Consider the following 26,371-nt stretch of genomic DNA (forward strand, 5'->3'; position numbering starts at 1 on the left):
GGGTCTAATGAGAAGGACTTCCGACCATGCGCGCCATCGCTCTTACCCTCGCCGCCGCCCTGCTGTCCGGCACCGCCTTCGCCCAAACGGCTCCCGTCCCTGCACCGGCGGAGCCAAAGGTGTTTGTTTCCGTCGACGAAGCATCGGCGCTCGTCAGCAGCCTCAAGGGGCTGAACGTCAAGAACGCCGCTGACGAGACTGTCGGCGAAATCGAGGACTTCGTCATCGCCGGAAACTCCTTTGCTTCCTACATTCTGTCGGTCGGGGGCTTTCTAGGCATGGGAACCCATTATGTTGCAGTGAGCCCAAGCGCCCTTGCCGTCACCTGGAACGCGACGGACAAGAAATGGAATGCCAGGATCAACGCCACCAAGGAGCAGCTGAAGGCCGCGCAGCAATTCAAGTATGAAGGGCGCTTCGCGAAGTGATCTGACGCGCTCAGCCTCGCACAGCCAGTTCCTTCGTCCGGAGGAAAAATGGCCCGCCGCTCGGCGGGCCTTTTTGCCTTTCGGCGGAACCCTGCGTTTCCATGCGCGTTCAGCCGGCACTACCCATGAACCCCGGACTTGGCCCGCTGCGTGAGGACGCCGCGGGCCCTTTTTTGTTTCTTTCTCTCGTACTTAGGAACCCTCGGTGGCCACGATCCGTTTTGCTGGCGCGAGGGCGTGGAGCGATTGACACTCCACGGCCGCAACCCTCGCAGCCTGGGGCCCCGCTGCTGTCATTCGGCGGGGCTTTCTTCGGCTTTGAGCGGCAGAATGTCGTTTGTTGCATTATGACCACGGTTGCACTGGACCGCTCGGTGCGTACCTTTCCGCGCTTGTCTTCTTTTTAAATGTTTTAAACTGTGAGCATCGCACAGGAGTAAGCGATGCCATTTCGTTCGATCGTAGCCTCGCCTGAAGAACTGGCCCGGATCGCTTCGGCGTTCGAGGAAGCGTGGGGTGAGGTCGCACAATCGGTCGACCCCTTAAGTGCACCGGGGCAACGCGAGCGTCTCGCCGCCGTTATCACCGAGCTTTGGTCAGAGGACCCGACGATCGATCTCAAGCGAAGGGCGGTTCAACGCTTTCAGGAAATCGCGCTGAAAATTGCCGCCCCAGACGCCAAGGCGCCTCAAAAATCCGGAGGTTGAAAGTCCCTGCGGAACCAAGTGCATCGCTAATGGGCTATCGCGCGTGTCGACGCCGTGATCCCCTTCCGGCGCCGTGACAGCCTTGGGAGCCCCGCTGACCCCAACTCATTGGCCGGCGGGGTTCCGTGGCGTGTGACGCCCGAGATGTAGGGCGATGCGCTCAATCGCTGAGAAATAGCTGTGGTGGCGTCGCGATCCCCTACCGCGCTCTCACCGGCCTGAGAGGGCCTCGCCTGGAGCGGTGGGGCCCACATTCAGCCTTCATTTTAAGCCGCAGCCGCTCGATCTGAACCTTCAGCGCAGCGACTGCTGCCTCACCGCGAACGGCCTTGATGCCTTGGTTCTCGCGGTCGATCGCGTGGGGGACGCCATCAAGGATTCGGGCTCGTTCCGCCTTTGGGAGGGCGAGAAGATACTCGACCTCGCATTCGTGCCGCCACTCCCCGGAATCGGAAAGAACCTCGCGACCGAAGAGATGGGACCAGACGACGCGAGGAGCGGTCTCATGAACTGTCCTATGCACGGTGAACCTCCAGGGGTTAACCCCAGACGGATCGATTTCATGAAAGCACCGACGTAACCGCATCCCGTGTGGCACAACTCCAGGGCGCGAAATTGTCAGTTCCACGGAGTGGTTCCACTTACTTTGCGGATGTTGGTCACACGTTCGTTGTCTGTCGGAAGCGTTCTTTGGCCCGCCACGCCAGGTCGTCTTCGTCTTCGGCCACATGGACCAGCGCAGCCACGATGTAAGCGAGCCGGATGTGCTCCCGCTCCTCATATCCATGGGGAACGGTCGATCTGACTTCGTTCCAGGCGGCATCCAGCGCCGCGCGCGCCCCGAGCGAGGTCAACGGGGTCATTCAGCGTTGCGAATGGCATGACTCCCTCCCTCCACAGTGAATCTGACGCTAGGAGCCGATGAGGCGCTTTGCCCGTTGCACGGCCTCCATGCATTCGGTCTCCCGACCAGCGCGATCGAGCCCCTTCGCCCGATCCAGCGCTGCAGAGGCTTCAGCCTTGTTCGTTACGGCCGGCGGACGCGATCCCTTTCCCTGCTCGGCGGTGGTCGATCGGCCTTGCGTCTGGCGCCGGACATCTTCAGGCGAGATCGCCTTGCCCTGAGCTTCGCGGTTCATAATTTCCGCCGGCGGATGTTGGGTTGCCCCGGCGCCGGACTCGCTTGTGCCTGCAGCGCCCGACGTTGGTCCAGAACCCGCGTCCGTCGCGGCCAATGTCTTCGTGAGGGCTTCGACTTCACCGGTGCAGGGACCGGCGAATGCTATGCTGGCCTGAAGAGCGGACGCGAAACCCACGGAGAAACAGCGAGAGAGTTTCATGATTGGTGCTCCCGTTGCTCGAGGCACGGACAATCGCGACCCAAAAACGCGTAGGCGTTTTCGAATGTTCCGGCCGGCGCGGCCGTGTCCGTCATCGCCCTAGGGTTGGCCAATCCAAGGGGGTGGCGGGCCTTTTTGCAATGGCGCGGAACCCGCCGTTCTTATCCGCGTTCAGCCCGTCACTGATGAGCCAGACTTTGGCCCGCTGTGGGAGGACGCCGCGGGCCCTTTTTTTGGGCTCAGAGTTGCGGAGGACGGCCATGGCGACGGGAACGGTGAAGTGGTTCAATCCCACCAAGGGATTTGGTTTTATTCAACCTGACGACGGCGGGCACGATGTGTTTGTTCACATCAGCGCCTTGGAGCGTGCGGGATTGAGAGAGCTGCGCGACGGACAGAAAGTCGCTTACGATCTCGTTCCCGACAAACGCTCGGGAAAAACCTGTGCCGAGAACCTCAAGCCGGAATAGGGCCGGCTGATAATCATGGAACTAGACTACGGGACTATTCGTTTGGTTGGCGTGCTGGCTTCTATTCCACTCTCGGAGGCCGCACGGCCTAAGGCCCCGCTGTATTTGCCTGCGGCGGGGCCCCTTGACGAGATCTTTTCGATATCTGTGAGGCCTGAGCTGGCGTGGATAGGACCTGAGTTTTGGACCAGGTCGGAAGCGCCAGAACACGCCAATCTGATGAGGGAATAGCGGCCGCGTTGGAATCGGAAGCGCTTGCAGCCGCCGCCGCGTAGTCTGCCACGACACTGGGAATGTCCAAAGGTAGGAAGCAGCGAGGCGCGGAAGCAGACACGGCTTATCTCCTGAGGCTTGCCGCCAGACGACCACGCCGTCGCATCCATTTCAATGGAGATCCCGGAACGAATCTCCCAGGGCCGGCGTTCTCTGCGCGTGCTGGCCAACACTCTCCATAGCCCGCACCGCCTGGGGCCCCGCCGCAGCCATACGGCGGGGCCTTTGCGGCGGCACTCTTCTTCCTCCCCCCGCTCCCATTTGTGCTATGATAACAACGGCTTGGCTGGATCGGGCGGCGGCTGGGTATTTCGCACTTGCACTGGTGGAAGTAGTTTTAAACTGTGCGGTTCGCGGGGGAGGATGCGATGCCGTTCCGATCGATTGTCGCCACGCCCGAGGAGCTTGCCGGAATTGTCGCAGCGTTTGAGGACGCATGGCGCAAAATAGATGCACGGGGATCTATTGATCCCCTAAGTGCTTCAGCTGAACGCGAGCGTCTCGGATACATCGTTGCTGGATTGTGGTCGGCGGGCCATGCAGACGCACTGGCAGAGTTAGCTGTCAGACAGTTCGATGAAACTGCTGGGACTTCTCGCGCTCAAGCCCGCAATAATATGCGCGCGAGTTCCCCGAACAATATGGGCACGCCGGGGAACTAGGGGGGCACTGCGGGTTCGCTACCGTCTCGCCATCCACATTGATAATCGCACAGTGCGAATCCTCACCCGCGGCGGTCATGACTGGGCGAACCGCTTTCCGACGATCGCGGGAGATGCGCTCGACCTCGGAGTGGACAGCGCCCTCCTGGACGGTGAAGCCGTGGTGCTCAATAAGCGCGGGGCTTCTGACTTCGGCGCCTTGCAGCAAGCTCTCGGTGGCCGGGGCGGCAAGCGATCTGCTGCCGGCGCGCTCCTCTACGCTTTCGACCTGCTCTATCTCAACGGTCACGATCTACGCCCGATACCGTGCGAGGAGCGACGCACGATCCTCGCTGGCGTCATAAAGCCCCATACCTCGATCCTGTTCAGCGAGGAGGTCGACGCCGTCGGCGACGCCTTCCTGACGTTGGCCTGCGAGATGGGTCTGGAGGGCATCATCGCGAAGCGCAGGGATGCGCCCTATCGCTCCGGGCGCGGCAGTGAATGGTTGAAGATCAGGTGCGTTCAGTCGGAGGGTTTCGCCATCATCGGTTACGAACCGTCTGGCGTTGCCTTGGGCGGCATTGGGCGGCTGCTCCTTGCCGCCAGGAAGGGTGAGCGGCTGTCCTATGTCGGCGGGGTCGGCACGGGCTTTACCGAGCGATCGGCCAAGGAACTTCGCAAGGCTCTCGATGCGCTCGCGATCGCCAAGCCCGTACTACCGATCAAGCACGCCACGACACGCTGGGTGAAACCGGAGCTGGTTGAGATCGCGTTTCGCGGCTGGACCAAAGACCAGAAACTGCGGCACGCCTCGTACAAGGGGCTACGGGACGAAGAAGACGAGGGTCAGGTCCATCGCCTCGACGACGATACATAGCGAGGGGAGCGCAGTGCCAGCATCCGGCGCTCCAGCCCCAGCGCCACGGCACCAGAGATGCGCCCCTCACTGCAGAGTAGATTGTTCGCCCTCGTCCGGCTCGATCAGCTTCGAGAGCCCCATTTCCTCGAGCGCTTCATTGAACTCGGCCAACGCCTCGGCGTCGGTGTCAAACGGTTCTTCCCAGATTGTCGATCCGCCGTCCTCGTCGATAAGCTCGAGGATCCAGCCCTCGCTGTCCTCGAGACGATAAATTTCAATCTGCACAGTGATGCCGTCGCGCGTGACAGTCTGGCAAAGTGGCGAGCGGAGAATGTCAGGGAAGTCCGTCATGCCGCCGAAAGTACCCCCAGGACAGCGACGAAACAATCGGCATGGCATCGCCGAGCTCGGGGATGCGCGGGAGGCGTTCGAGGAAGCGGCGGGGGAATGTGGCCGCCTCATTGCCTAGCCGGGCTGCTATTTCCGGTAGGGGTTGGCGATGAGCCAGTCCTCGAGCGCCGCAACCAATCCGGCGAGCTCGGCCTCCTCGGGCGTATCCTCAAGACATCCCGTCAACTGCTCGACGCGCTCGACAGCGCGGAAAACGTCCAGGTGATTCTGGAGCCCTTGGCGAGCGTCGTCCGCGGTCATCCTGCGCGCTCGACCTCCCGGGCCTCATAGGCGGCGACGGCAGCCTTGAGCATGTCGAGTTCGAGAACCTCCCTCGTATCAGGCTTCGCATCCTCGATTTCACCGATGCGCTGAAGCGCATATCGATACTCTTCATGGCAGGAAATGCAGACGGTCGGCGTTTCCGGTTTGAGGTCGGGAACCGCGGTCATCGGATCTCTCCTTCCGTGGATGACGGCAAAAAATCTAGCGCGCGGCCCACTGCTTTCAAGGGGTTTTCACATGGAGGCGCTCGCCTCCGAATTTCGCGGAGAAGGCATCGGCGTCAGCAGGATCAATGAAGCAGAAGCGGGCGTAGGACCGGCCTCCGGCGGAGAACGGATGCCGCCGCCAGTCGCGCTCGCGACACCATGCCAACATGGTGTCTAGCGAGCGCCCGAGGCCCGTTCCGGGTACGAAGATCTGGACCTGCTGCGGATGGGTGCGGTCAATCATGCGGGGCGTGATCTCGCCCTTGCGTCGGCTCATCTCACGCGGCCCTGATGCCTTCCTCGAATTCCTCGGGGATCGCGCCATGGCGGGCGAGAACCTCGATCGAGCTCACCTCGCTCGTCTCGTCATCCGCCACGACATGGATGACCGCGACGCCCTCCGCCCGGACCGCCAGGCGCTCCGCATCACGCAGGGCGTGGTGCTTCGTCTTGGCCGGCATCTTGTTGCCTGGCACCAGCCGTTTCCGGCGGGTCACGAATTCCTGAATGATGAAGGTGTCGCGGTTCACGGCTTGACTCCCTACGCGTCACATATGTTCTACTTCTGTTCTCATTTGAGTACGAGTCAAATGTCATCGTCCGATGCCGAAGAAGCGACCACTCCTGCCGTCAAAGTCGACGGACCTGATGCATTATCCCTGGGTGCTGATCAGGTTTCGCTGCGACTATTGCGAGCGCTTTGCCAATGCGCGCCTGGCCGCATGTGCAGCGAAATATGGACGGCTCGTCACGCTCGGCGAGCTCCTGGATATGTTCGTCAGTACCTGCGATTGGGCGCCCAACAATCCGATCCGGAAGCCTCAGAAATACGGTCGCAAGTGCGGCGCCTATTGCCCGGATATCGGCCGCTCCGGGCCGCCGGACTATCCGCCATTCGTGGGCGGGTTGACGGTGATCGAGGGCGGAAAGGACGAACTTCTACCAGCAGAAAAGGCGACACAGACACGACGACGAGTAGGAGGTGGCGATGAGTGAATGGCCCTATCAGGTCGAAGTCGCGATGCTTGGTAGCCACGGCATCCACTACAGTCGGTTCGCCGAATGGTGCGCCGACCACGACGTACCGTTCAAATCCTATGACGGACTGCGCAGCGAGAGCGGCATCAGGGTGGCCTTCATGTCGCCTGTCCTTGCGCTTCAATTTCAGGGCGAGTTCGGGGGTGAGATCATTCCGGCCGCCGAGCTTGAGAAGGCCAGCGAGGTCGATGCCTTCCTCGACGAGGACTTCAGGCTGATGACGCGCGATATCTTTGGTGAGGAAAGCGACGAGGGCGAAGGGGGTGACGGCAAAGTGCGGCCGAACTAGCATCCGCCTATGTGTAATCTCTATAGCTTCACGCGCAGCATTGACGCCATGCGTCAGCTCTTCGCCAAGCCCTTCAATGTCCCTGTGACCAATTTGCCGCCGCAGCCGGGGATTTTCCCCGACTATGCCGCGCCGATCATCCGGAATCTCGCCGGGGCAGATCAGCCGGAATTGGCGATGGTGCGCTGGGGGATGCCGTCATCCCGGAAGGCGCAGCTCGATGCCGCGACCAAGCGGGCCGACAAGCTGCGCGCCAAGGGCAAAGAGGTCGATTTCGATCAGCTCCTGCGCATGGAGCCCGACAGCGGCACGACGAACGTCCGCAACACCTCGAGCGCGCATTGGAAGCGTTGGCTGGGTGTCGAGAACCGGTGCCTGGTGCCGTTCACGGCCTTCAGCGAGTTCAATCGCGAGGCCGGTGGCGATGTCTGGTTCGCGCTCGACGAGGATCGCCCGCTCGGATTCTTCGCGGGCATCTGGGCGCCGCAATGGACGAGCGTCCGGAAGGTGAAGACCGGCGAGGAGACGATCGACGTTTTCGCCTTCCTCACGACCGAGCCGAATGCCGAGGTCGAGCCGATCCATCCCAAGGCGATGCCGGTGATCCTGACCAATCCGGTCGATCTGGAACTCTGGATGTCGTCGCCCTGGGAAATCGCGAAGGGGCTGCAACGCCCGCTGCCGGATGGTTCGCTGCAGATCGTCTCGCGCGGCCAGAAGAAGGACCCACCGGAGCCTAGGGCGGAGCCGGCTCAGGCTGCGCTACTGCTGTGATTGGCTGCCAGGGACTGTTCGCCGATCCGGCACTCGAATGAGCGCGACTGCCGGCAGCATGCCTCTTCCCGAAATCGGCGATTGGCCCCACACTCCCCCTAAAAAATGGGGGAGACATGCGCGCGCTTATGGTTGCCGGGATGCTTCTAGTCGCGAGCCAGGCGGCAGCTGATGGTTTTGGAGTGACGGTCAAGAAGTTTGTGACCACCGTTGTGGCGCGCCCAGAGTTTGGCCTCAAGGATCGTGGTTGCGAGCCTGAATATTGCTCCGTGTCGGATGAGTCAGAGAAGCGACGGCTCTATATCAGGCGAGACCGCAAGAACGTCGTCACTCAAGTTCTGTTCGAGCTTCCGCTTCCTGCAAGCGCATGGTCGGATAGCGCGTCGATTCTTGATCTGGTTCAGTTCGGGCTCTCAGTCCCGCCGCTGGGCAGGATCGCTGGCGCCGAAATCACCAGGATGGCCAAAACCCTTGCCGGCGCCGGGGTATCCATTCGCGGCCCAGAAATCATCTGCTCGGCGATGGTGGCGAAGAACAAGCCGGATACAATTCTGGGCGCATGCAACCCGGACTAGGCAATCCTCTCACCGAGCGATGCGGCCGGATCGGTTTCGTGCAGCCTGCGAAAAGCCCGACGCGCGCCGCGCAAGGGGCTGGTCGCTTTGACCCGCACCGAAACGCGGCAATCGGTTGCAGTCTCTTTCGTCGAGCGAGTCCGCTTACGACCCGTTGCTGACAAATAGGCCCGTTGCGGGCGTTTCGGTAAAATTGTCCCGATCAACGATCAATGCTGTTTGGTCGGTCGCCGTGATCCCTCTCGTCTGGCCGCGAGCCGTACGCAGATTCCGTCACCGCGGCGATTCGTGGTTCGATAAATCCAGTAGTGATCCAGCTCAGCATCTGGGAACCACAACCTCTATATGAAACGGGAAGCCTATATGCCCAGTATATTTGGAGACGTTGCGCCGATCCCTGACCAAACGTTAATTCAGCGCGCGGAAATACGTACAGTGTTGCCCATCTGCACTGGCCGCCGATCTGCGGTCATCCATAGTGGGCGCGTTCTTAACGAGGGCTAAACGATGAAAAAACTGCTGGTCTTGGCTGTTTCTGTGGCGTTGGTTGGCGTCGGTGGGTGTGCTGATTATGGCTTTGGTAAGGGCAAGGGCAAGGCGCCTCCGCCCGTGGCTACGCCGATCGTTACCAAGGGCTGACACCTAGCGCCAATGAGACTGAAAACGGCCGGTTCGCCGGCCGTTTTCTTCTTTGGCAGTGTGAATTCGGCCGGGGCGCGGGATTTCTTGCCGGTCGACTGGAAATGATCGGATGATCGAGGACGTCACCAAAGTCCATTGCGAACCTGATCACTTGTACTTCCGTTTTCGACCCAACTGTCGCCGCGAGCCGCTGAGGGGTCAAAAGTGGCCCTTTCCCGACGTCCGGGGAGCTACTTTCGGGCAGTCTAGTTGGTCCGCCTGTCGATGGGCACGAGGTGCCTCAGCTGGCGCTGACAAGGTGGTGTGCTGCGGGGTGATGAGGCGCTGACCTCTGCAACCTCCGCAGTTTAGTGACCGGTTCGCCAAACGCCGATCCACCGCCCATCCAAGGATGTCGCAAAGGAAGTGCCTCGGGCCCGTCAGGAGCTTGAGCGCGGGAAGGCGGCGAGCCTAGGAGTCCTCGGATCGCCTTCCGGCAGAATCTCGGGCTGCTGGAAGATGACGCCGTTCGGGGTCGGGAGCGGGGTCTGTGTGACCACGTATTGCGGCTGGCCCTTGAAACCTGGATCGCCGGGCGGAGGCGTGAGGAGCTGCATACGCATCAACATCGCGAAGTCCTCATGGGTCGCATTGTGGCAATGGGTCACGTAGCTGCCGCCGAACTCCCCGAAGCGAACCTGGAATTTAACGCGGCCGTCGGGCCGCAGTCGCCAGACATCCTTGCGCACCAGCCGCTCTGTAGCGCCAATCGCAGCGCCGCCCCGGTCAATGGTGACCCCTTCCTCGAAATGGAGGTGAAGCGGGTGGTCCCAGCCGCCACCGCCATTGATAATGGTCCAATGCTCCACCTCTCCCGGCTTAGGGACCAGTAGAGAAATGCGGTTGGCATTGAGCGAATGCGCCCTGCCGCCATTGACCTCGACGGTCCACGGGAAGGACTCGGCCGCGCCGCAGTCAGGAATGCATTGCCCGTCTGGGGTATTACGGGAATCCCCACCTCCGGAGCGGCCGAACCTGAGTGTGCGCTCGCGCACCGGCGCGACGATCGGGATCTGGGTCGTCAGGGTCTTGGCGCCGGACCGCCATTCCGGATCGTTGAAATTGGCGCTGCGGTCGCGGTCCAGCAGATTGCTGGCGCTGTAGACCTTGCCGGGATTGTCGACGCTTTGCAGCGAGTTCACGACACGGAATTCGAGGATCGGGCCAACGGTCGGGTCTCTCTCCGATCCCCGCAAGGCCTGCGCCATCGAGACGGCGCCCCTTGGCCTGCGCCCATCGTCCTGTTCCAACAGATTGACCAGGAAGATGCTGTCGCCCGGGGCGAAGGCGGAGAAATCGACGACGATATCGTAGCGCTCGGCGGTGCCCTGCTCGTCGAGCTCGGTCAGGGCGATGGGGTTGACGACCAGGTTGCCGTCATTGGCGATGAAGTGGAACGGCACCTTGGTGCCTTGCGAAAACCTGGCGCTTCTGTTGACGCCGAGGGCGAGCTTGAGGAAGCGCGCCACGGAGACGTTCAGGATGCGGAAACGATAGCGCCGCGGCAACACTTCGAAATGCGGGTAAAAGGTGCTGTTGACCAATAGAATATCGCCGAGGAAGCCATCGGTTTCGAAGATGTCGAACCGGAGTTGCCCGGCTGCGTCAAAGGCCGGGTTCGAGACGACCAGATTGACGTCGAAATCGAGATTACCCCAGCCGAGCTGTGAGCCGCTCGGGAGGCGCAGATTGATGCCGTCATCGAAATCCTCGCGCCCCCTGTCGGGGCCGCTGTAGAGGTTGCAGACGCCAAACATGCCTTTGTAGATGTTCGCAGCGGTGAAGAAGAAGCGGTGGTCGTGGATCCAGAGGCTGCCCTGGATCTCGCGGAAATCGCCCGGGACCTGAACCAGGCCGTTGCCGTCGTCGGGACCGGAGGCTTTGCGCGCAAAGTCGCGGTCGCCTGTCGGCCAGACGCTCGGCAGGTCGCGCCGGGCCAGGGCCATCCCCCAGTGGTAGTCATAGAAGGTTCCAGGGAAGTTGAACGCGTTGCAGGCACCGTCGCTTTCGGCGCCGTTATGGGCGTTGTGGAAGTGGACCGAGCTCTCGTTCCGTCCAAAGCCGCCGTTGATGGCCCGGTCGACCGGCAGGTCGTTGTAGATTCGCGTCACGACGGGTTCGCCATAGCGCAGCTTGAACAGAACAGGGCTCCCCGAAGCCGTGCGCAGTCCCGTGGCACTGCCCGGCTGCCCGGGCTGCCGGGCCCCAAATCTCCACACGGAATTCGCGTTCTGCTGCGGCAGTCCCTGGCCGGGTCCGGTGTCTGGCCGGATCTGGCCGAGCGACAACAGATAGCCAAGCTTGGGGTAGAGCTCCTCCCAGCGCTGGTGCGCGAAAAATTCTCCGGGCGGGCGACCTTCGAACGGACCGGCTCCCGTGACCGGATTGCGGAAGAGCGCGCCGCCGGAATTGGTGAAATCGGTGTGGTAGGAGAAGTTCCGAGCCGGCAGCTCCGCGCCGCCTCCGGTGGTTTGCCACGCCGCGTCGCCGTTGGGCAGACGCAACAGCGGGATGGGTCGTTGCAGATCGGCCCGCTGCATCGGCGTCTGGAACTTGACCGCACCGAAGGTCGGGCTGCGCGGCAGGCTGTCGGCATAGGCGCTGCCGACGAAGGGACTGAGCCTATTCTTCGCAATCAGCAGTCCGCCGGTAGCGAAATAGCCCCAGCGCAGGAGATCGCGTTTGGTGATTTGCCCCATCGAGAGGGCCCTGCTGATCTCGCGGCGGTTCTCCAGAGAATGCTCGGCCTCTTTCAGCCGGACGCCGGTGGTCTCGCGCGATAGGTACATGACCGCTTTCCCAAATTGGAACGGCCGCCCGCACGTGTTTGCGATTTGTATCTATGGACCCGCGGTCTGTGGGTGTGAAGGTACGAAAGTCGGATCGGTCGAGGATTCACCGGCCGTCATCGGCGATTTCAGAGCGGGATTTGGGGACGAAGTATCGACACCCGCGGGGATTTGGTGGTCCTCTTCCCAGCAAAAGGCCGCATAGTCGATATCAGCCCATTCTTCGGCTTCGTCGCTGTCAGGGCGCGCGTCCTCGATCTCGGCCATTCGCTGCCGGGCTGCCCACCATTCCAAGGTGTCGGTGAGACGCCCGATCGTGCTTCGGTTTCGCTGCAGCTCCTGCAAGCGCTGGGCAGATGGAGGCGTGGCCGCCTGTGCGGAGAAATTCGGCGCTGCCACAACGCTTGGCGAACTGCTCGACATGTTTATGAGCAAGTGCGCGGGGCGATCGGAAATCCACAAGCCGCAGAAATACGGCACGAATTGCAGCGCCTATTGCCCCGACATCGGCAGGACATCGCGCTCACGCTGACTGGAGCGTGGGCTCGCGGTCATTTCAATTGGCTGTCCTTGCTGCCCCGGCGGTTGATCCCGGACAGAGCCCGGGGACGGTCAAGCCCTGACTGGCAATCCACACAGGTACGGGCGCCGGGCATCGCAAGACGCCGCGCCTCCGCGATTTCCTCACCGCATACCTGGCAATGAATCTCGCCGGGTCCGGTCGGGAGCCTTGAGCGCGCAAGCCGGACGGCATCGGTGATCGAGTCGTCGATTTGGTCCTGAACGGCTCCATCGGGAGCCCAGCCGCTTGCCATGGAACACCTCACTCTCGTTATGCCCAAATGGCGTTCGTCCGCCCCGATTTCTACGGCTACCAATGCGGGAATGCCCTGCCTGCCTGGCCTTCGATGAACCTTCGCGGTCGCCAACCGCAACTGTCGCCGGGCGAGCCCAGCGACAGATGCGCGAAGTGGCGTAGATGCCGGCTTGGCCGCGGACATACGGATCGGCTGTTTCGTCGAAGCGGGTCCAGCCTTCGGGCCGGTATTGAGCCACGCGGCTCTCGCGATCGATCGGGGTCGCACCGTCCAGAATGGCCTCGACCGCGGCGGCGTGTTCGTCGGCGGCCTTCACAGACACCACGGTGCCGCCACGGCGAACCGTCTCGGCATAGTAGTGAGCCTCGTCTTCGTCGACACCGGCGCTGGTGAACGATCCCACGAGACCACCAGCCGCCGCGCCTGCGACAGCACCGGCCGCGGTCGACGCCAGCCAGCCAGCGGCAACGACGGGACCAATTCCCGGGATTGCCAGCAGGCCGATGCCGGCGAGAAGTCCGGCGGCTCCGCCGATGCCTGCCCCAATGCCAGCGCCCTCGGCGGCGTTGCTGTCCTTGGCGCGCTCATCACGGCCGACGACGCTGAAGTCGGATGACGAGATGCTGGCCTGTTCGAGCCTCTCGACCGCTGCCGCGGCTTGGTCATAGGTGTCATAGGACCGAGTGATCGTACGGGTCATGTTTGTCTCCGGAGTTCGGGTGCGAGGGGCATCGATCAGTTGCGAGTGATGTTGCCGCGATAGTCGACCGAGACGTTGACCTGAGCGCCGGCGTTCGTGGCCGAGCCTTTCCAGACGCCGTTGTCATCCTTTTTCAGGCCGGTGACGTTGGTGTAGCCGTTAGCTTCGAGCCGCCTCTTGGCCTGGCCTTCGGTGAAGCTGTTGGCGCCCGGCAGCGGGGCGTTCGCGTCGGCTGGGGCGGGAGCTGGTGTCGGCGAGGTCGTCGACGTTTGGGCCATAGCGCCGAAGGAGGTCGCCGTCGCGATCAGGGAAGTGATGATCAGCTTATTCATGGTGGTTCTCCCAAGGGACGGCGGTGCCGCAGTGCCCAAGAAAACGGCGCCCCACCACTTTCGTTCCTTTCAGGATCAGGCCCGCGAGAATGGAACTGCCGGGACGATATTCGCCCAGGCACCAAGAAGCGCGGGCTTGCCAGACTCATGGTTCGGGTGATCGCAGCGGTCCGCTGGCACAACGAGAATCAATGCGGCGGCGGCACAACCGTAAGCAAGCCTACATGCGCAGCTACACGCTAACTCCTTCATTATGAACGATTATTCATGGAACAGGCGATCTGGCGAGCCGTTTAGCTTTGCGGCGGGGGCCATCAAGGGAGAAGAACTATGATCAAGAATCTTGTTCTTTTCGCCGCGCTCGCCATCGTTCCGGCGACGGCGTTCTCGCAGTCGAACTCTGGCGCCGCCGGTGGCGCCGCGAGCGGCGCGGCCACAGGTGCTGTCGGCGGCGCGATCGTCGGCGGACCTGCGGGGGCAGCGGTGGGTGCAGTCGGCGGCGCCGCTGCGGGCGCGATTATCGGCGGCATAACGGCCGACCAGCGCACTGAGTTCCGCACCTATGTGAGGGAGCAGAAGGTGCCATCGGTGGCCTATCGCGAGAAGGTGGTCGTCGGCGCGACGCTGCCCGACACGGTCACCTATCGCGAGGTTCCGGCTCGCTACGGCAAGACCGAGTATCGCTACACCGTGGTCAACGACCAGACCGTCCTGGTCGAGCCGAAGACGCGCAAGATCGTTCAGATCATCGAATGATCAACGGGAGCCCACCCCTGAGAGGGTGGGCTCCTTTCGATCAGGTTCACCCTGATCAGCAAGGAGACAACGCCATGTTACGGCCAATCCTGATCGCCGCTGCTGTTGCGGCTACCACCGCCGTCAGCGCTCCGGCGCAAGCGCAGGTCCAGTTAGAGTTCGGTATCGACCGGCCGGGCTATGATGGTCCGCGCTATCACGAGCCCCGTGGCTACCCCTTTGCTGGGGAACGGCGCGGCTTCCGAGGCCCCACTGTTATCGACGACGACGATGACGATTGCCGCATTGTCATAAAGCGTCGGGTCAATCGCTACGGCGAGCTTGTCGAGCGCCGGATGCGCATCTGCGACTGACGCCTGGCGCATGCAGCGGGTGTGGACTTTCCAAAGCCCGCTCTTGGTCATGAGGAGGAACCGATGCGAAAGTTCGTCTTCGTGGCAGCGGCCATGCTGAGCTTCTGCTCCGTGACGCCATCGATTACACAAGCCGGCCCCGTGGCAGGACTGACGACCCTATCCGCAAGCCGCAGAAATACGGGTTCAAATGGGGGGTATTGCCTGGATGCTGGGAACGCGGCCTTGCGCGGGATGGATGCGGAGGATCAATTCAAAATGGCTTTGATCCAGGGCACTACTGCCGTGCCGTCGGACGCTGATAGTGCCGATGTCCAGCGGGTGCGGCGCGCGGCCTCTAGGCGCTGCGGTCGGTGAAATATGACGGGAATTGCGGCCCGCGCCTGGGATTCAGAATCGTATGTGGCGATGGGCTAGTCCGGTTTCCCCAACACCATGGCGACCGCGGCCGAACTCGGGCCGGCTTTTTCTACAGCCGCCTTCAATTGCTCGATGCTGACGCCCCACTTTTGCGTCCAGTATTTCACCTCGTGGGGCTCATTCAAATTGATGCGAGAGCGGTCCTGCGCACCTCGCTTATTGAGATCGTCCGGCATGGGAACCTCCCTGGAGTTCCCACTGAACCTCGATCACGAACCGAAGTTCCTCGCGTTGAACATCCCCTCGCGCCGCTAGGCCGACCTCTTCTCGCTTGATGGGCCAGATGACCGCAAGCCAGTGGCGTTTCATTGGCCTGCCGGCCCAATTTCGCGACGAGCGGTAGCCCCTTCCGGCGTGCACGCGAGCGGAATCGATTGGTGCCGCAAATGCTCTTATGCGCACCCAGGGTGGGGCCAAGCCGGTCGCTATGCGACCTTCTCCGGGCCGCGAACTCCCAGCTGAACAAAGAAAATCGCAACGCCTGATCACCTCGGAACATGGCGTCGACTCGCCGAGTTGAACGAGGGTTCTATTCCCGGAGACAACCCCGATGGCAAATCAAATCCATTCGTCGAGCTTCAAAGAAATGTCAGAACATGCCGACGCCCTCAAGGACGAGGTCGATCATGTCTCCGCTACCTTACAATCCATGGGCGTGGATCCTGACCGCGTGGCGGCGGTCGCAACAGAGCGGGTCAGTGAATTCCAGCAGATGATCGAAGATGAAATCCGAGCGCGCCCAATTCGTGCGATAGGCTGGGCTGCGGCCGCGGGGTTGGTTTTGGGGTTTATGGCCGCGAGGTGATCGCGGGCCGCGCGCGGGCATCGCAGCCGCTTTAGCGCAGGCCACTAAGATCTACGGGACCGCGTAAATGGCCGCACATTGGTCCACTCGGAAGCACCTGCCTTCATCTTTACGTCGACATGCAAACGAGTTTTCGGGCTGGGCTATCCATGGGCTGTTCAGCCGCTAACGAGGAAGCGGTCCGGCGTGGTGAGCCTCGGCTCTGGTTCGAATCCTTCCAAAACTGACAGTCAGAATTCTTGTCGACCGCCATTCTGGTGGTGTTGTGGATCTTCCTTCGTCATCGAGGCTCACCTGAGTCGAAGCCTGTCGCTGCTGCAAACTTTGAAACCGGCAATTGATAGGGTCCCCGTTTCCACGAGCTCCAGCTGCTTCGCCTCCCGTCCCATACTGCCAGTCGAACCGCTCATGCTACGCACGCGAACCTAACGTTACGCTGACAGGACCTGTCAGCTTCGCGCGCGAAAGCTTGAGATAAACAGCGCCGTTTTGGGGGTGCGGAGAATCCCCCTTCCAATGTGGCCGGAAGACACCGGCTCGACCTAACACGATCATTCGAGACCGCCTGCCAAGAAAACCAGGGGCTCCGGGGGGCATTTCCACCATTTCGGAGCAGGATCATGGCGAATATCGACGGCACGCCCGATGACGACACCCTATTCGGCACGGAACAGGCCGACTTCATCCGCGGTTTGGCGGGAAATGATTTCCTCCTCGGCTTCGGCGGCAATGATACGCTCGAAGGCGGCGGCGGTGACGATCAACTGGCCGGTGGCGGCGGCGCAGACACGCTGCAAGGCGGCGCCGGCAATGACACGCTGGCGGGCGACTCCAATTTCGAGATCGCGGGCGCCGACACGCTGACCGGCGGTGCCGGCAATGACAAGTTCGAGTGGGATCCGTTCGGCGGAACCTCCACCTCGGCCTTGACCGATATCGTGACCGATTTCCAGGGCGCCGGAAATGCCGTCGGTGACACCCTGGAGTTCGACGCCTTCAGTCCTGCGACGCGCTTCAGTTTCGGTGGCCAGCTCAACGCTATGCCCACGCTCGGCAGTGCGATCGGAACGAGCGGCGACGGCCTGGCGGCGGTCTCGTTCGCATTCAACGGCGGCAACACCTTCGTACTGGCGGACACCAACGACAATGGCAGCTACGATGCGGGCGACCTGACGATCCGCCTCAACGGCCAGCTCAACCTGGTCCAGTCGGATTTCGGCAGCACGCTCTTCGTGATCGCCGGCACCAATGGGGCCGATACGCTGAACGGCACCCAGGGCAATGACACCATCCTGGGCCTGGGCGGCAACGACACGATCAATGGCCGCGCCGGCGATGATAACATCGAAGGCGGCAACGGCGCCGATACGCTCAACGGCAATGACGGCATCGACTTCATCCAGGGTGGGAATGGCGCCGACACGATCAATGGCGGCGACGGCCGCGACTTCCTGACCGGCGATGCCGGCAATGACACGATCGACGGCGGCGCCGGCGATGACGGCACGCTCGCCGGCGGCGATGGCAACGATACGGTGTCCGGCGGCGCGGGCGACGACAATGTCGACGGCGATGACGGCGCCGACACGCTTTCGGGCGGCATCGGCGATGACGACATGTTCGGCGGCGACGGCGCCGATGCGATGTTCGGCGACGCCGGCGCCGATGAATTGTTCGGCGGCCGCGGCAATGATCAGTTGAGCGGCGGAGCGGGTGCCGACGAGCTGGAAGGCGAAGAAGGCGCCGACCGCATCGAAGGCGGCGCAGGCAACGACCAGTTCAACTTCAATGCCGGAGCCTTCCAGCCGGACTCGAGTTTTTCGGTTCGCGATTTCGTCGCCGATTTCCAGCGCGCCGGTCTGGCCGATGGCGATGTGCTCCGGCTCTCGGGGGACGAGTTCGCCTGGGTCGGGGCGATCAACGCCAACCCGCGGATCGGTGCCGCCCTGCCGAGCGGGGGCGATGAGCTGACGCAGCTCGGATATATCCAACGCGCCGGCAACACCTTCCTGGTCGCCGACACCAACGATGACGGCCTGCTCGATGCCAACGACTTCACCGTCGAGTTCGCTGGCCTTCAGAACTTCACCACCGGCGATTTCACCGGCACCGATTTCGTCATAGCGGGCACGAATGGCGATGACGTCATCACCGGTACGCCAGGCGACGATCGCATCTTCGCTGCGGGCGGCAATGACCAGGTCACGGCACTTGCCGGCGATGATGAAGTCCACGGCGGCGCCGGTGACGATATCCTCGATGGCGGCCCGGGCGGCTTCGACAATCTGTTCGGTGACGCCGGCAACGACCGGCTGACGCTGGCGACCAGCGATGGCGGCGGTGTCGCCTCGGGCGGCGAAGGCGATGACGTCCTGTTCGGAAGCGACACCTCCTTTAGTAATTTCGACAATAGCTTGCAGGGCGATGCCGGCAATGACGAATTGCACGCCGGCGCGGTCGGCTCGGGCATGAACGGGGGAGGCGGCTCGGATCGGCTGATCAGCGGTGCGGCCGACGACCAGATGGAAGCCGGACGCGACGAGTTCGGTTTCGAGCTGGACAATGCGCAGGATCTGTTCGTCTACAGCGGAACCGGGCGCTGGAGCACGGAAGGCAGCTTCTTTGGCGACACGGTCTCCGGCTTCGAGGATGGTTCGGATCTGTTCGACCTGCGCGGCAGCGGCCTGCAGTTCTCCGACCTGTCGATCGTCAACGAGGACTTCCAGACGACGATCACCTCAGAGCGCGGACAGATCACGATCTTCGAGAGTTTCGGGCAGGAGGTGTTTCTCGATCAGGATGATTTCCTGTTCGGCCCGGCGCCCGCGCCGTTCTCGGCCGACCCGCTATTCATCTAGCGGGCTGGGGCGCAACCGACCCGGTTGGGCCGGGGGCGCGCTATGCTTGTCGAGCTTTGCGGCCAACCATGGCATCAAAGTAGCCTCGCGTTCTTTTTTGACCAGGGTCTGCATGCCGTCGAGCGACTCCGGGAACCGGATAAAGTTCGAAAAGTCCCGCCCTTGGAGCTGCGGCCTAGGTCGCAGATGATGCCGCCCCGGCACTCACCTGATGAGTGGCAGCACGCTAGCAGCAGCGATTACAACGACAATCGCCGCCCGGATCAGCACCTCATGACAACGCGTCATTGTCTCGTCGGATGATTTTGACGGCGCTTCCAAAAGCAACTCCTTCACGCGGAAGACTAGGCTTGCGCGATTGGAAGGGAGCAACAAGGAGGAACCCGGAGGTTAGATATGAACAACCACCTTCCGTGTCTCAAACGGCACACTGTAGCTTTAGGCCCTGCGGCGTTGGTCTCGAGAGGTCAATGGCCGGAGGCGAGCCTGTCGTATGGCGAGGCGCTCAACCATCGTGACCGTCACCTTCTTCCGTCGAAGTGCCACAACTGGTCGCGCAGATGCACAGCTGCCCAAATGGCAGCGTGATGCCAACCTGCTCTCGACCGTCCGGTGAGTGCTGCCACCAAAGGCGCTAATCGAACCCGCCGATGATAATATCGAGAAAGCTCCTCCACGCGAGTAGCGAGCTTGTCCGCCCTATGCAGAGGAAAAAGTTGAACTGGCAAGGTAAAGGGCGGCCGGCCAGCCGCCCCTTTATTCCTTGCGATCAATTGATCTCACGCGTGACCTTCTTGGTAACCCGGTCGCCATATTCATTGGTATGCGTGACCTTTTTCGTCACCCGGGTGGCACCGCGCGCGTCGCCCATCTCGCTCCGAACGACGACCTTTCTCGCACCGTGGCCATGGCCGTTTCGCCAGCCGCGGTGCTGCCCCGCGTCGACGTGCCGCCGCTCCTTAATGACCACGGTCTCAGCACTTGCCGGGGCCGTGGCCAACGGGGCGACGAGGAAGGCCAAGGGGGCCAATATCAAGAACTTCTTCATGGGTAGGCTCCATATATTGCCTGTGGGAACTCCTTTAACTTCGGGTTTTTTGAACAGTTCCAAAATTCCGCCTCCAAACCTCCTACCGGAAGTACGGCCAGGCGAACTCGCATTCGGGCGCGCAGCCTGGATCATTTTGAACTGAGCTTGCGCCCGCCGACGGTGAGGAACTGGGCTCGGCCGCGCATTTCGGTGGGCCAAGCTTAAGTTCGCCGCCGGTGAGGCCATGAGGCCTGCCAAAAACCTCGCTCGGCTGAGCGGGTCGGGCCGCCCTAATTTCTTGATGAGCCACAGCCAGACTTGCGAAGGGTGAAAAACGGGCGCGGTCACTGCGCCCAAAGGAGAGCTCACAATGGCCTTCAAAGGAGCCTTCGCTGGTGTTGGTCTTGTGCTGGCTTATGTCGCTTCGGTTGCGAGCCAGGAGGAGCCGATCTCGCGCCCCGTGTTCGCAGCCCTGCTCAGCTCCCTTGTGAGGCAGCAAGGTGTCAGCCTCTCTTCTCGGACGGACTGTGGTCATCAAGCGGACAATTGCAGGGTTCTCGACCCGCCACAGAACGTGGAGATCTGGCTCCGCCCGGATGAGCGTGGCAATCTTGCCAGCGTCCAAATCAATTTCGACGCAATCAACGGCGGGCCCGAACCGCTTTTCATCTTGGCACGAAAGATCTGCTCGGCTGCAATCGGGGTCCTCGCGATCCGACCCCTTGATGCCCAGGTTCTTGACCCCCCTTTCAACCAAGCGCGGATGACCGGGCGTTGGGAAGGGTTGATCGCAGCGCAGAACATCTCGGTCCGGCTGTATCCGACCTATTCCTTCGGCGCCTGCGAGGTCACTGCATCGCGCAAATAACCCCCTGATTCAGGCGGGATATTTGCGATCACGCCTGTAAATTCGTGGTGTTTGGCGGGACGGAGCAGCCAGCGAAGCCTCTGATTTGCGAAATCCGAACAAGCTCCAGAAGCGTCTGGAGCAAGATCGCCGGCTACCTTTGCGACCTCGAAACGGCCGACCGCGAGGAGGGCGAGGCCGCCGAAGCACGTTCGGAACGGCTGACGGATAAGGTCGAGAGGCTGCGCGAGCAGATGAAGGTGCTCCAGGCGATGGAGGCACGGGTCGACGTGGCGCCGGACGGGCAGGTCTCGCTGACCGATCCGGACGCTCGCTCGATGGCCACCCAGCGGCCGCGGCAGCGGGATCGTAGGCTACAACGTCCAGTCCGCGGTGGAAGCCGAACATCACCTCATCGCCACCTACGACGTGGTCATGGTCGGCAGCGACCGCGAACAGCTCGCAACCATGGTCGCCAAGCCCAAAGACGCCATGGGCGTGGAAAAGCTCGATGCGCTGGCCGACCACGGTTACTTCTCCGGCGAGGAGATCCGTTCCAGGGAGGCCTTGGGCGTGACGCCCTATCTGCCCAAGCCGCTGACCTCCGGCGCCAAGGCCGAGGGGCGGTTCGGCAAACAGGACTTCGTCAATCTACCCGAGCAGGACGTCTATCGCTGCCCGTCCGGCGCGCAGCTACAGCGCCATATCCTGGCGATGGTGCGCTGGGGGATGCCGTCATCCCGAAAGGCGCAGCTCGATGCGGCAACCAAGAGGGCTGACAAGCTGCGCGCCAAGGGCAAGGAGGTCGATTTCGACCAGCTCCTGCGTATGGAACCCGATAGCGGCACGACCAACGTCCACAATACCTCAAGCGCCCACTGAATGGGATGGATCTCCGAAGAAACGGCCCATAACTTTCGCCGTTTCTTCGCCTGCCACGCGGTCGAGTTCTGATTGGCCGCGCCCTTCCAGGTTCCGGCAGGCGGGCGCCTTCGCATTCGGCTTCCAAGAGGGCAGGGGGGATGAAATGATCGCGTATCCAGCGGTCGGGATCGGTGAATAGCCGTCGCCGGGCGTCGGCGCGCATCGGTCGCTGCTTCGGCTCCTTAAACTCCTGGTCCAAACCGCTAATGACGAGAGGTCCCGAGACATGGATAGAAACCAGATTGCATTGGAAACGCCATTCGCTCCTGGGAAGGTGGCTGTCATCACCGGGGCTGCCAGCGGCATCGGACGCGCCGCTGCCGAGCGATTTTCTGGGATCGGCATGCGCATCGTCCTGTTCGACAAGGATGCAGCCAGGTTGGCCGAGGTCGCCGGTTCACTGGCGGCGGAGACGAAGACCATCGCCGGGGATGTGGGGCAGTTCGCGGACGTCGAGCGTCTCCGGGGTGCGGCTTTCCAAGCCTTTGGCGAGGTCAATGTGCTCATGAACAACGCCGCGATCGGTGGGGAGGGGAGCGACAACTGGAATGGTCTCGACGCCTGGCGTCGAATCCTGGAGGTGAACCTTTGGGGCGTCGTCAATGGCGTGCATGCCTTTACCGCGGCGATGCTTGAACAAGGCACTCGCGCGGCGATCATCAACACCGGATCGAAGCAGGGCATCACCAATCCGCCGGGGTTCCCGGCCTACGCGGTATCGAAAGCGGGTGTAAAAACGCTGACCGAGCAACTCGCTCACGGTCTTCTGGAAACCGGCAAGCCCGTGAGCGCACACCTGCTTGTTCCTGGCTGGACCTATACGGGCCTGACTAATGCCCCCGACGGCAAGCAACCCGCGGGTACGTGGACCGCCGATCAGGTCGTTGAGCGAATGATCGAGTCGGTCGAGGGGGGCGATTTCTATGTGATCTGTCCCGACGGTATGGTCACGCCCGAACTCGATGCGGCTCGCATCCGCTGGGCTGCAGAGGACATGACCGAGAACCGGCCAGCCCTCTCGCGATGGAACCCGGCTTGGAAGGATCGGTTCGAAGCGTTCGTGAAGAAGGAGCTGGGCGAATGAAGCCTCGCGTGATCCGGCACGCTTGAGGTGCGCCAATCACGCACGAAACCGATCGTGCGCCGTCAGCCGCAGGGTCAGCAGCTCGGCGTCTTAGCAGCATGACAGTGCGGAGATAGCGGAGTTCCTCGTCATGGAGCTCTTCGTCGATTTCGATCCATCACGCTCGAGGCCTTCCGTCACTCCCATCCAACCATCGGTTCCCAGAGATCAGCGTGCCCATCGCTACCTCGTGCGGTCATCGAGAGCAGATCACGTTGGTTCCACACGGACCGCTTTCTAATCGGAGGGGAGGGACGCCGGGCAACAAGCTAGCAGCTCGACAGCGGCGATTCGCATTCCTAAACCATTTTTTTGCTGAAACGGCACTCTGGCCGACTGTCAATTGGATTGCCCGCTGCCGGCGAAACCGGGCTTCCTAACATGCCCGGAATCAAGGCGACGCCCGGCGTCGAATGGCGGATTGCGGAATTCAGCCTGCAACCGCGGGAATACTATGCCTCGATTTACAACTAGCCACCATCCGCTTCGAATACCCCGTGCCCGCGCACGTTCGCCGCTCGAACTTAAAAAAAAGGACGCCCGGCGTGACCGAGCGTCCAATCATGATTGCGGAACTTTTCCTACAATCGCGGCAACACTATGCCTCGATTCTCATTCGGGAGCCGAACTCAGCAGGCTATGAGCAGCCAGTCGTCGAGCCGCACTAATAATACCGGATCATAAAATTTCGTATTAATTCTCAAAGGTTTGGATTTCGGCATATTCCGATTCACTTATGCCGCTTTTCCCATACGGAATAAGGCTGGGTCGGCACTTCGCATGCCAGGTTAGACCTTTGATCGGCGAAGGGTGGTTCGACCACTGTCTGAATATGCCGCCTGGCGGCCTACGCGGGACGCTTTACGAGGTCTCTGAAGCAGAGCATTTTGGATTGGCACTGTTCGAGCGACTTGATTGGCTCCGGAAATGCAGTTGCTGCCCCGTCAGGGCCGCTAATTTCTTCAGACCTCGCGCGTTAGGCCTAAACAGTATGACCGCTGGCCGTCCGTAACGGACGGTTCGGCCGCTAGCACATCCGCCAGCTTTTTATTTCTATGTTCTATGCGGCGTTCCATCCGATTTTTTGCTCTTTTGACGTATTCGTTTGGCGCTGCCACAGCACGCTCCTAGCGGCACAGCTAGTTTGGGTTGCACATCTGCGCCGCCTCCGGTTCGTCGGGGGGCCGAATCTACAGAACGTCAATTGTTTGAGATCACGACGCCGCCCTCGGCAGATTCCGGCTTTACCAGATCGAGAAAACTCACATCGAGAGCATTTGCGAGCTCCGACAACGTTCCAATCGTGGGATTGCGCAGCCCGCTCTCCAAGCCGCTGAGATACTGCTGACTAAACCCAGAGAGCCGCTCAACGTCCTCTTGGGTCAGCCCCTTTTCTCGACGGATGCGGGCGAAATTTCGTCCCACCAGTTTGCGCATGTCCATGCGCGGGACAATCGGGATTTTCGTCCTTTGAGTTTATCTACTATAGTATGTAAAGTGGTGTCAGTGGTTTCAACGCGAAAGCAACGCAGTGAAGGTCTTCGTCCGAAAGGCGCCCAGGTTCCCGGACCTCAGCCTCGAAGTTTGGATAGCACGCGTTCCGGGCGATCGGCATCTTTTCGACCTAAACGTGCGAGCATGGGGGGACGTGCGCATTCGCGATGCTTGGCAGTCGGCGTTCGATCGGTGGTGCGCGGTTCACGGTCAGTGTCCCGTGTTCGTTCGCGGCAATGTTCGGACGGAGCGCACCCAAGCGAAGGTCGTATTGGCAGGGGATCTTCCCGTGGTCGACTTTGTCACCCACTGGGTGGGGCTCGAAGCCCTCCAAATCGGCGGCGAACGAGAATCTAGAATCTCACAACTTGAAACGCAGATCGCTATCCTCAGAAAGCAAAACGCCGAGCTGACGCGGTGCATGAGCCGGATGCACCCCCCCAGATCGGTAATCGGAGGCGGCTGACATGAAGCAGCGTATCGAATTTGCGCTAGGGCGTAAGGAAGTTGAACTGATTTCGCCAAACGAAATCTCGTTTCCCGTGAAGTCGGAAAGGTGATCATGCGCGCGCCACGCAGCTTTGAGGAGTGGCGACAAATACGCCGTCCGAGCCTTGGAGATTTTTTACGGGTCGCCGATCGTTGGCAACTGTCGGAGGATGATCAGGTTCGGATTCTGCGGTGCGGTTCCGTTGGGCAGTTGAGACGCTGGATCGCGATCAATCAGACCAATGAGGCGTTGGTCATGAGCAGCGATACGGGGGAACGGATTGCTGCCGTCGTCGGAGCGGCTGAGGCTGCAGGATATCTTTATACCTCCGAGGACGAGCCACTCTGGCTCCGTGGTCCAATCACGGGACAACCGTATCAAGGTCAGACGCCCTTGAGCCTCATGAAGGAGGGTAGCGTCGAGGACATCATGAATGTCCGTCGGTATCTCATGGGCCTCACTCAGGGCGGCCCCGGTCCAAATGACGTCGATCGCGATTTCACTCCCTACACCGACCATAACTTGAAGTGGGAGTGACGGGTCCTGATGTCGGAAATCCGAGCAATCTGTTTCGATGCGTTCGGGACGCTTCTAGAAATCGTAGATAAGCGCCGTCCATTCGGACAACTGATGAATGAAAGGGGGACGGATCACCGTGCGGTCGACGTTCTGACCCGCCCCTTGAGCCTTCGAGAGGTTGCCAAAGAACTCGCCATCGTCATCGGCGAGGCGCGTTTGCAGGAACTGGAACTCGATCTTGATGCCGAGCGTGCTTCCATCCAGCTTCGCCCCGGAATGGCGGTGTTTTGGGCAGCGCTCCGACGGGCGGACTTGCGCATCGGAGTCTGCTCGAATCTAGCCCAGCCTTATGCTGAACCGCTGCTAGCTATCCTCCCAGGCATTCCTGATGCGCTCGTCCTTTCGTTTGAGGTCGGCTTCATCAAGCCACAGCCAGAAATCTTTCATTGCGTTCGCGAGGAACTCGGCCTTCGCGCCGAGCAGATCTTGTTCATCGGTGACACCCCAGAGGCGGATATCCTGGGGCCGAGGGCCGTCGGCATGCACGCCATGACTATCGACGCCTTCGAAGCAGCTGTGAACGGATGTGAAGAGCGCCGGATATCCGCTGAGGAAGTGCAGTCGCCTGAGATTCATCAGTTACTCGAGCGGGTGCGCGAATGCGTCTACTCGTGATCTCGGACCTTCATCTGGAATTCGGGTCGTTTGAGTTCCCGACGCCCATGCCAGAATTCAATGTGGCCGTTTTTGCTGGCGACATTGGTCAGCCTATTGTCGGCGCGATCGAGTGGATGGCCCGCCAGAGGGAGGCCGGTCCCCTAATGGGGCGCCCCGTCGTCTACGTCGCAGGAAACCACGAGTTTTACCGCAGCGAGATGAAGTCGAACCTGGCCGAGGCCGCAAGGGTCGCTGACAACGCCGGCATTCACTTTTTGCATCGACGAGCGGTCATCATCAATGGCGTCCGCTTCATTGGTTGCACGCTTTGGACCGACTATCGACTGCTCGGAACTCCCAAACCCTCGATGATCACGGCTGGCCAGGAACTGAATGACCATCGCCTGATCCGCTACCGCGAGGAAAGCGGACACTTCAGTCGCTTCATGCCATGGCACGCTTGGTCTGCCCCCTGAAAAGTGGCCCTCCCTGAAGTA

At 61.5% G+C, this 26,371-nt stretch carries 31 protein-coding genes and 4 pseudogenes; 21 read left to right on the forward strand and 14 right to left on the reverse strand.

What is annotated here, in order from left to right; genetic code table 11:
- Positions 1-26 precede the first annotated feature (26 nt).
- Entirely contained in the window at positions 27-428 is a 402-nt protein-coding gene (locus BIWAKO_RS31990; protein ID WP_069883040.1) for a PRC-barrel domain-containing protein, read from the forward strand.
- Between the two features lie 443 nt (positions 429-871).
- The gene (locus BIWAKO_RS31995; RefSeq protein WP_069883041.1) at positions 872-1,135 is read left to right on the forward strand and encodes a hypothetical protein; all 264 of its coding nucleotides are present in this window, start codon (positions 872-874) and stop codon (positions 1,133-1,135) included.
- 199 nt (positions 1,136-1,334) lie between these two features.
- On the opposite strand, the gene BIWAKO_RS37595 is transcribed toward BIWAKO_RS31995, so the two are convergent.
- Both BIWAKO_RS37595 and BIWAKO_RS32005 read right to left on the reverse strand, forming a co-directional pair.
- Positions 1,335-1,865, reverse strand: a complete 531-nt coding sequence (locus BIWAKO_RS37595; protein ID WP_465247430.1) for a DUF7696 family protein — start codon at positions 1,863-1,865, stop codon at positions 1,335-1,337.
- Positions 1,795-1,998 carry a hypothetical protein gene (locus BIWAKO_RS32005; protein WP_069883043.1) on the reverse strand — a complete coding sequence of 68 codons (204 nt, stop codon included), beginning with the start codon at positions 1,996-1,998 and terminating at the stop codon, positions 1,795-1,797. Before BIWAKO_RS32005 ends, BIWAKO_RS37595 begins: the two co-directional genes overlap by 71 nt.
- A 737-nt stretch (positions 1,999-2,735) precedes the next feature.
- On the opposite strand from BIWAKO_RS32005, the gene BIWAKO_RS32015 reads away from it, so the two are divergent.
- The gene (locus BIWAKO_RS32015; RefSeq protein ID WP_069883365.1) at positions 2,736-2,945 is read left to right on the forward strand and encodes a cold-shock protein; all 210 of its coding nucleotides are present in this window, start codon (positions 2,736-2,738) and stop codon (positions 2,943-2,945) included.
- A gap of 849 nt (positions 2,946-3,794) precedes the next feature.
- The gene (gene ligD, locus BIWAKO_RS32020; RefSeq protein WP_074471701.1) at positions 3,795-4,739 is read left to right on the forward strand and encodes a non-homologous end-joining DNA ligase; all 945 of its coding nucleotides are present in this window, start codon (positions 3,795-3,797) and stop codon (positions 4,737-4,739) included.
- Positions 4,740-4,805: 66 nt separating this feature from the next.
- Here the strand turns inward: ligD and BIWAKO_RS32025 are convergent, their stop codons facing one another.
- From BIWAKO_RS32025 to BIWAKO_RS32040, 5 genes are all read right to left on the reverse strand, one after another.
- On the reverse strand, positions 4,806-5,072 hold the full coding sequence (locus tag BIWAKO_RS32025; protein WP_069883046.1) for a hypothetical protein: 267 nt from the start codon (positions 5,070-5,072) through the stop codon (positions 4,806-4,808).
- 126 nt (positions 5,073-5,198) lie between these two features.
- Positions 5,199-5,372: a hypothetical protein gene (locus tag BIWAKO_RS36250; protein WP_176733487.1), complete on the reverse strand. Its 174-nt coding sequence runs from the start codon at positions 5,370-5,372 to the stop codon at positions 5,199-5,201.
- A complete protein-coding gene (locus BIWAKO_RS32030) occupies positions 5,369-5,563 on the reverse strand; it encodes a hypothetical protein (RefSeq protein ID WP_069883047.1) in 195 nt (64 codons plus the stop codon). The genes BIWAKO_RS36250 and BIWAKO_RS32030 overlap by 4 nt, the downstream gene beginning before the upstream one ends.
- 55 nt (positions 5,564-5,618) lie before the next feature.
- Positions 5,619-5,879 carry a hypothetical protein gene (locus BIWAKO_RS32035; protein WP_069883048.1) on the reverse strand — a complete coding sequence of 87 codons (261 nt, stop codon included), beginning with the start codon at positions 5,877-5,879 and terminating at the stop codon, positions 5,619-5,621.
- A 1-nt stretch (position 5,880) separates the two neighbouring features.
- Entirely contained in the window at positions 5,881-6,132 is a 252-nt protein-coding gene (locus BIWAKO_RS32040) for a hypothetical protein (RefSeq protein ID WP_069883049.1), read from the reverse strand.
- A 133-nt stretch (positions 6,133-6,265) separates the two neighbouring features.
- On the opposite strand from BIWAKO_RS32040, the gene BIWAKO_RS32045 reads away from it, so the two are divergent.
- The 5 genes from BIWAKO_RS32045 to BIWAKO_RS35710 all read left to right on the forward strand — a co-directional run bounded on the left by BIWAKO_RS32045 (position 6,266) and on the right by BIWAKO_RS35710 (position 8,917).
- Positions 6,266-6,598, forward strand: a complete 333-nt coding sequence (locus tag BIWAKO_RS32045) for a hypothetical protein (RefSeq protein WP_141740438.1) — start codon at positions 6,266-6,268, stop codon at positions 6,596-6,598.
- Complete coding sequence (locus BIWAKO_RS32050; protein WP_069883051.1) at positions 6,591-6,929, forward strand: hypothetical protein; 339 nt, start codon at positions 6,591-6,593, stop codon at positions 6,927-6,929. Before BIWAKO_RS32045 ends, BIWAKO_RS32050 begins: the two co-directional genes overlap by 8 nt.
- A gap of 9 nt (positions 6,930-6,938) precedes the next feature.
- Complete coding sequence (locus BIWAKO_RS32055; protein ID WP_069883052.1) at positions 6,939-7,703, forward strand: SOS response-associated peptidase; 765 nt, start codon at positions 6,939-6,941, stop codon at positions 7,701-7,703.
- A gap of 116 nt (positions 7,704-7,819) precedes the next feature.
- The gene (locus BIWAKO_RS32060) at positions 7,820-8,278 is read left to right on the forward strand and encodes a hypothetical protein (protein WP_069883053.1); all 459 of its coding nucleotides are present in this window, start codon (positions 7,820-7,822) and stop codon (positions 8,276-8,278) included.
- Between the two features lie 507 nt (positions 8,279-8,785).
- On the forward strand, positions 8,786-8,917 hold the full coding sequence (locus BIWAKO_RS35710) for an ABC transporter (RefSeq protein ID WP_141740160.1): 132 nt from the start codon (positions 8,786-8,788) through the stop codon (positions 8,915-8,917).
- A 422-nt stretch (positions 8,918-9,339) separates the two neighbouring features.
- Here BIWAKO_RS35710 and BIWAKO_RS32065 read toward each other — a convergent pair whose 3' ends face one another.
- The 4 genes and pseudogenes from BIWAKO_RS32065 to BIWAKO_RS32085 form a co-directional block, all read right to left on the reverse strand.
- A complete protein-coding gene (locus BIWAKO_RS32065; RefSeq protein ID WP_069883054.1) occupies positions 9,340-11,748 on the reverse strand; it encodes a multicopper oxidase family protein in 2,409 nt (802 codons plus the stop codon).
- Between the two features lie 551 nt (positions 11,749-12,299).
- Positions 12,300-12,749: a DksA/TraR family C4-type zinc finger protein gene (locus BIWAKO_RS37480; RefSeq protein ID WP_371332377.1), complete on the reverse strand. Its 450-nt coding sequence runs from the start codon at positions 12,747-12,749 to the stop codon at positions 12,300-12,302.
- Positions 12,736-13,266 (reverse strand): annotated as a pseudogene (locus tag BIWAKO_RS35065) (hypothetical protein); the annotation flags it as partial. The gene BIWAKO_RS37480 and the pseudogene BIWAKO_RS35065, both read right to left, overlap by 14 nt.
- 35 nt (positions 13,267-13,301) lie before the next feature.
- The gene (locus tag BIWAKO_RS32085; RefSeq protein WP_069883058.1) at positions 13,302-13,598 is read right to left on the reverse strand and encodes a PepSY domain-containing protein; all 297 of its coding nucleotides are present in this window, start codon (positions 13,596-13,598) and stop codon (positions 13,302-13,304) included.
- Between the two features lie 330 nt (positions 13,599-13,928).
- On the opposite strand from BIWAKO_RS32085, the gene BIWAKO_RS32090 reads away from it, so the two are divergent.
- Together BIWAKO_RS32090 and BIWAKO_RS35715 are read left to right on the forward strand one after the other, a co-directional pair.
- Positions 13,929-14,354 (forward strand): DUF1236 domain-containing protein, encoded by a 426-nt coding sequence (locus BIWAKO_RS32090; RefSeq protein WP_069883059.1) that lies wholly within the window; start codon positions 13,929-13,931, stop codon positions 14,352-14,354.
- Between the two features lie 74 nt (positions 14,355-14,428).
- Positions 14,429-14,707, forward strand: coding sequence for a hypothetical protein (locus BIWAKO_RS35715; RefSeq protein WP_141740439.1), 279 nt, complete (start codon positions 14,429-14,431; stop codon positions 14,705-14,707).
- 413 nt (positions 14,708-15,120) lie between these two features.
- Here BIWAKO_RS35715 and BIWAKO_RS32100 read toward each other — a convergent pair whose 3' ends face one another.
- Complete coding sequence (locus BIWAKO_RS32100; RefSeq protein ID WP_069883061.1) at positions 15,121-15,303, reverse strand: DUF3606 domain-containing protein; 183 nt, start codon at positions 15,301-15,303, stop codon at positions 15,121-15,123.
- Positions 15,304-15,677: 374 nt separating this feature from the next.
- Here BIWAKO_RS32100 and BIWAKO_RS32105 point away from each other — a divergent pair, with 374 nt between their 5' ends.
- From BIWAKO_RS32105 to BIWAKO_RS32110, 3 genes and pseudogenes are all read left to right on the forward strand, one after another.
- On the forward strand, positions 15,678-15,932 hold the full coding sequence (locus tag BIWAKO_RS32105; RefSeq protein ID WP_141740440.1) for a hypothetical protein: 255 nt from the start codon (positions 15,678-15,680) through the stop codon (positions 15,930-15,932).
- A 128-nt stretch (positions 15,933-16,060) separates the two neighbouring features.
- A pseudogene (locus tag BIWAKO_RS37485) lies at positions 16,061-16,273 on the forward strand (DUF6766 family protein); the annotation flags it as partial.
- A 279-nt stretch (positions 16,274-16,552) separates the two neighbouring features.
- The gene (locus BIWAKO_RS32110; protein WP_069883063.1) at positions 16,553-18,790 is read left to right on the forward strand and encodes a calcium-binding protein; all 2,238 of its coding nucleotides are present in this window, start codon (positions 16,553-16,555) and stop codon (positions 18,788-18,790) included.
- 769 nt (positions 18,791-19,559) lie between these two features.
- Here the strand turns inward: BIWAKO_RS32110 and BIWAKO_RS32115 are convergent.
- On the reverse strand, positions 19,560-19,838 hold the full coding sequence (locus BIWAKO_RS32115; protein WP_069883064.1) for a hypothetical protein: 279 nt from the start codon (positions 19,836-19,838) through the stop codon (positions 19,560-19,562).
- Positions 19,839-20,190: 352 nt separating this feature from the next.
- Between BIWAKO_RS32115 and BIWAKO_RS32120 the strand changes: the two genes are divergently transcribed.
- The 4 genes and pseudogenes from BIWAKO_RS32120 (at position 20,191) to BIWAKO_RS32130 (ending at position 22,675) form a co-directional block, all read left to right on the forward strand.
- Positions 20,191-20,688 carry a hypothetical protein gene (locus BIWAKO_RS32120; RefSeq protein WP_069883065.1) on the forward strand — a complete coding sequence of 166 codons (498 nt, stop codon included), beginning with the start codon at positions 20,191-20,193 and terminating at the stop codon, positions 20,686-20,688.
- Positions 20,689-20,782: 94 nt separating this feature from the next.
- Positions 20,783-21,375: pseudogene (locus BIWAKO_RS32125) on the forward strand (transposase); the annotation flags it as partial.
- Positions 21,376-21,546: pseudogene (locus tag BIWAKO_RS36440) on the forward strand (SOS response-associated peptidase); the annotation flags it as partial. It lies immediately after the preceding pseudogene.
- 271 nt (positions 21,547-21,817) lie between these two features.
- Positions 21,818-22,675, forward strand: a complete 858-nt coding sequence (locus BIWAKO_RS32130; protein ID WP_069883066.1) for an SDR family NAD(P)-dependent oxidoreductase — start codon at positions 21,818-21,820, stop codon at positions 22,673-22,675.
- A 1,239-nt stretch (positions 22,676-23,914) separates the two neighbouring features.
- On the opposite strand, the gene BIWAKO_RS32135 is transcribed toward BIWAKO_RS32130, so the two are convergent.
- Complete coding sequence (locus tag BIWAKO_RS32135; protein WP_069883067.1) at positions 23,915-24,157, reverse strand: helix-turn-helix domain-containing protein; 243 nt, start codon at positions 24,155-24,157, stop codon at positions 23,915-23,917.
- Positions 24,158-24,770: 613 nt separating this feature from the next.
- Between BIWAKO_RS32135 and BIWAKO_RS35720 the strand changes: the two genes are divergently transcribed.
- Genes BIWAKO_RS35720 through BIWAKO_RS32155 form a run of 3 tightly spaced genes read left to right on the forward strand, consistent with a single transcriptional unit; the run spans position 24,771 to position 26,350 of the window.
- Complete coding sequence (locus BIWAKO_RS35720; RefSeq protein ID WP_141740441.1) at positions 24,771-25,235, forward strand: hypothetical protein; 465 nt, start codon at positions 24,771-24,773, stop codon at positions 25,233-25,235.
- A gap of 9 nt (positions 25,236-25,244) precedes the next feature.
- Entirely contained in the window at positions 25,245-25,892 is a 648-nt protein-coding gene (locus BIWAKO_RS32150) for an HAD family hydrolase (protein WP_084652418.1), read from the forward strand.
- Positions 25,877-26,350: a metallophosphoesterase gene (locus tag BIWAKO_RS32155; protein WP_069883071.1), complete on the forward strand. Its 474-nt coding sequence runs from the start codon at positions 25,877-25,879 to the stop codon at positions 26,348-26,350. Before BIWAKO_RS32150 ends, BIWAKO_RS32155 begins: the two co-directional genes overlap by 16 nt.
- Positions 26,351-26,371 lie beyond the last annotated feature (21 nt).

The sequence above is a fragment of the Bosea sp. BIWAKO-01 genome (assembly GCF_001748145.1).
Lineage (GTDB): Bacteria > Pseudomonadota > Alphaproteobacteria > Rhizobiales > Beijerinckiaceae > Allobosea.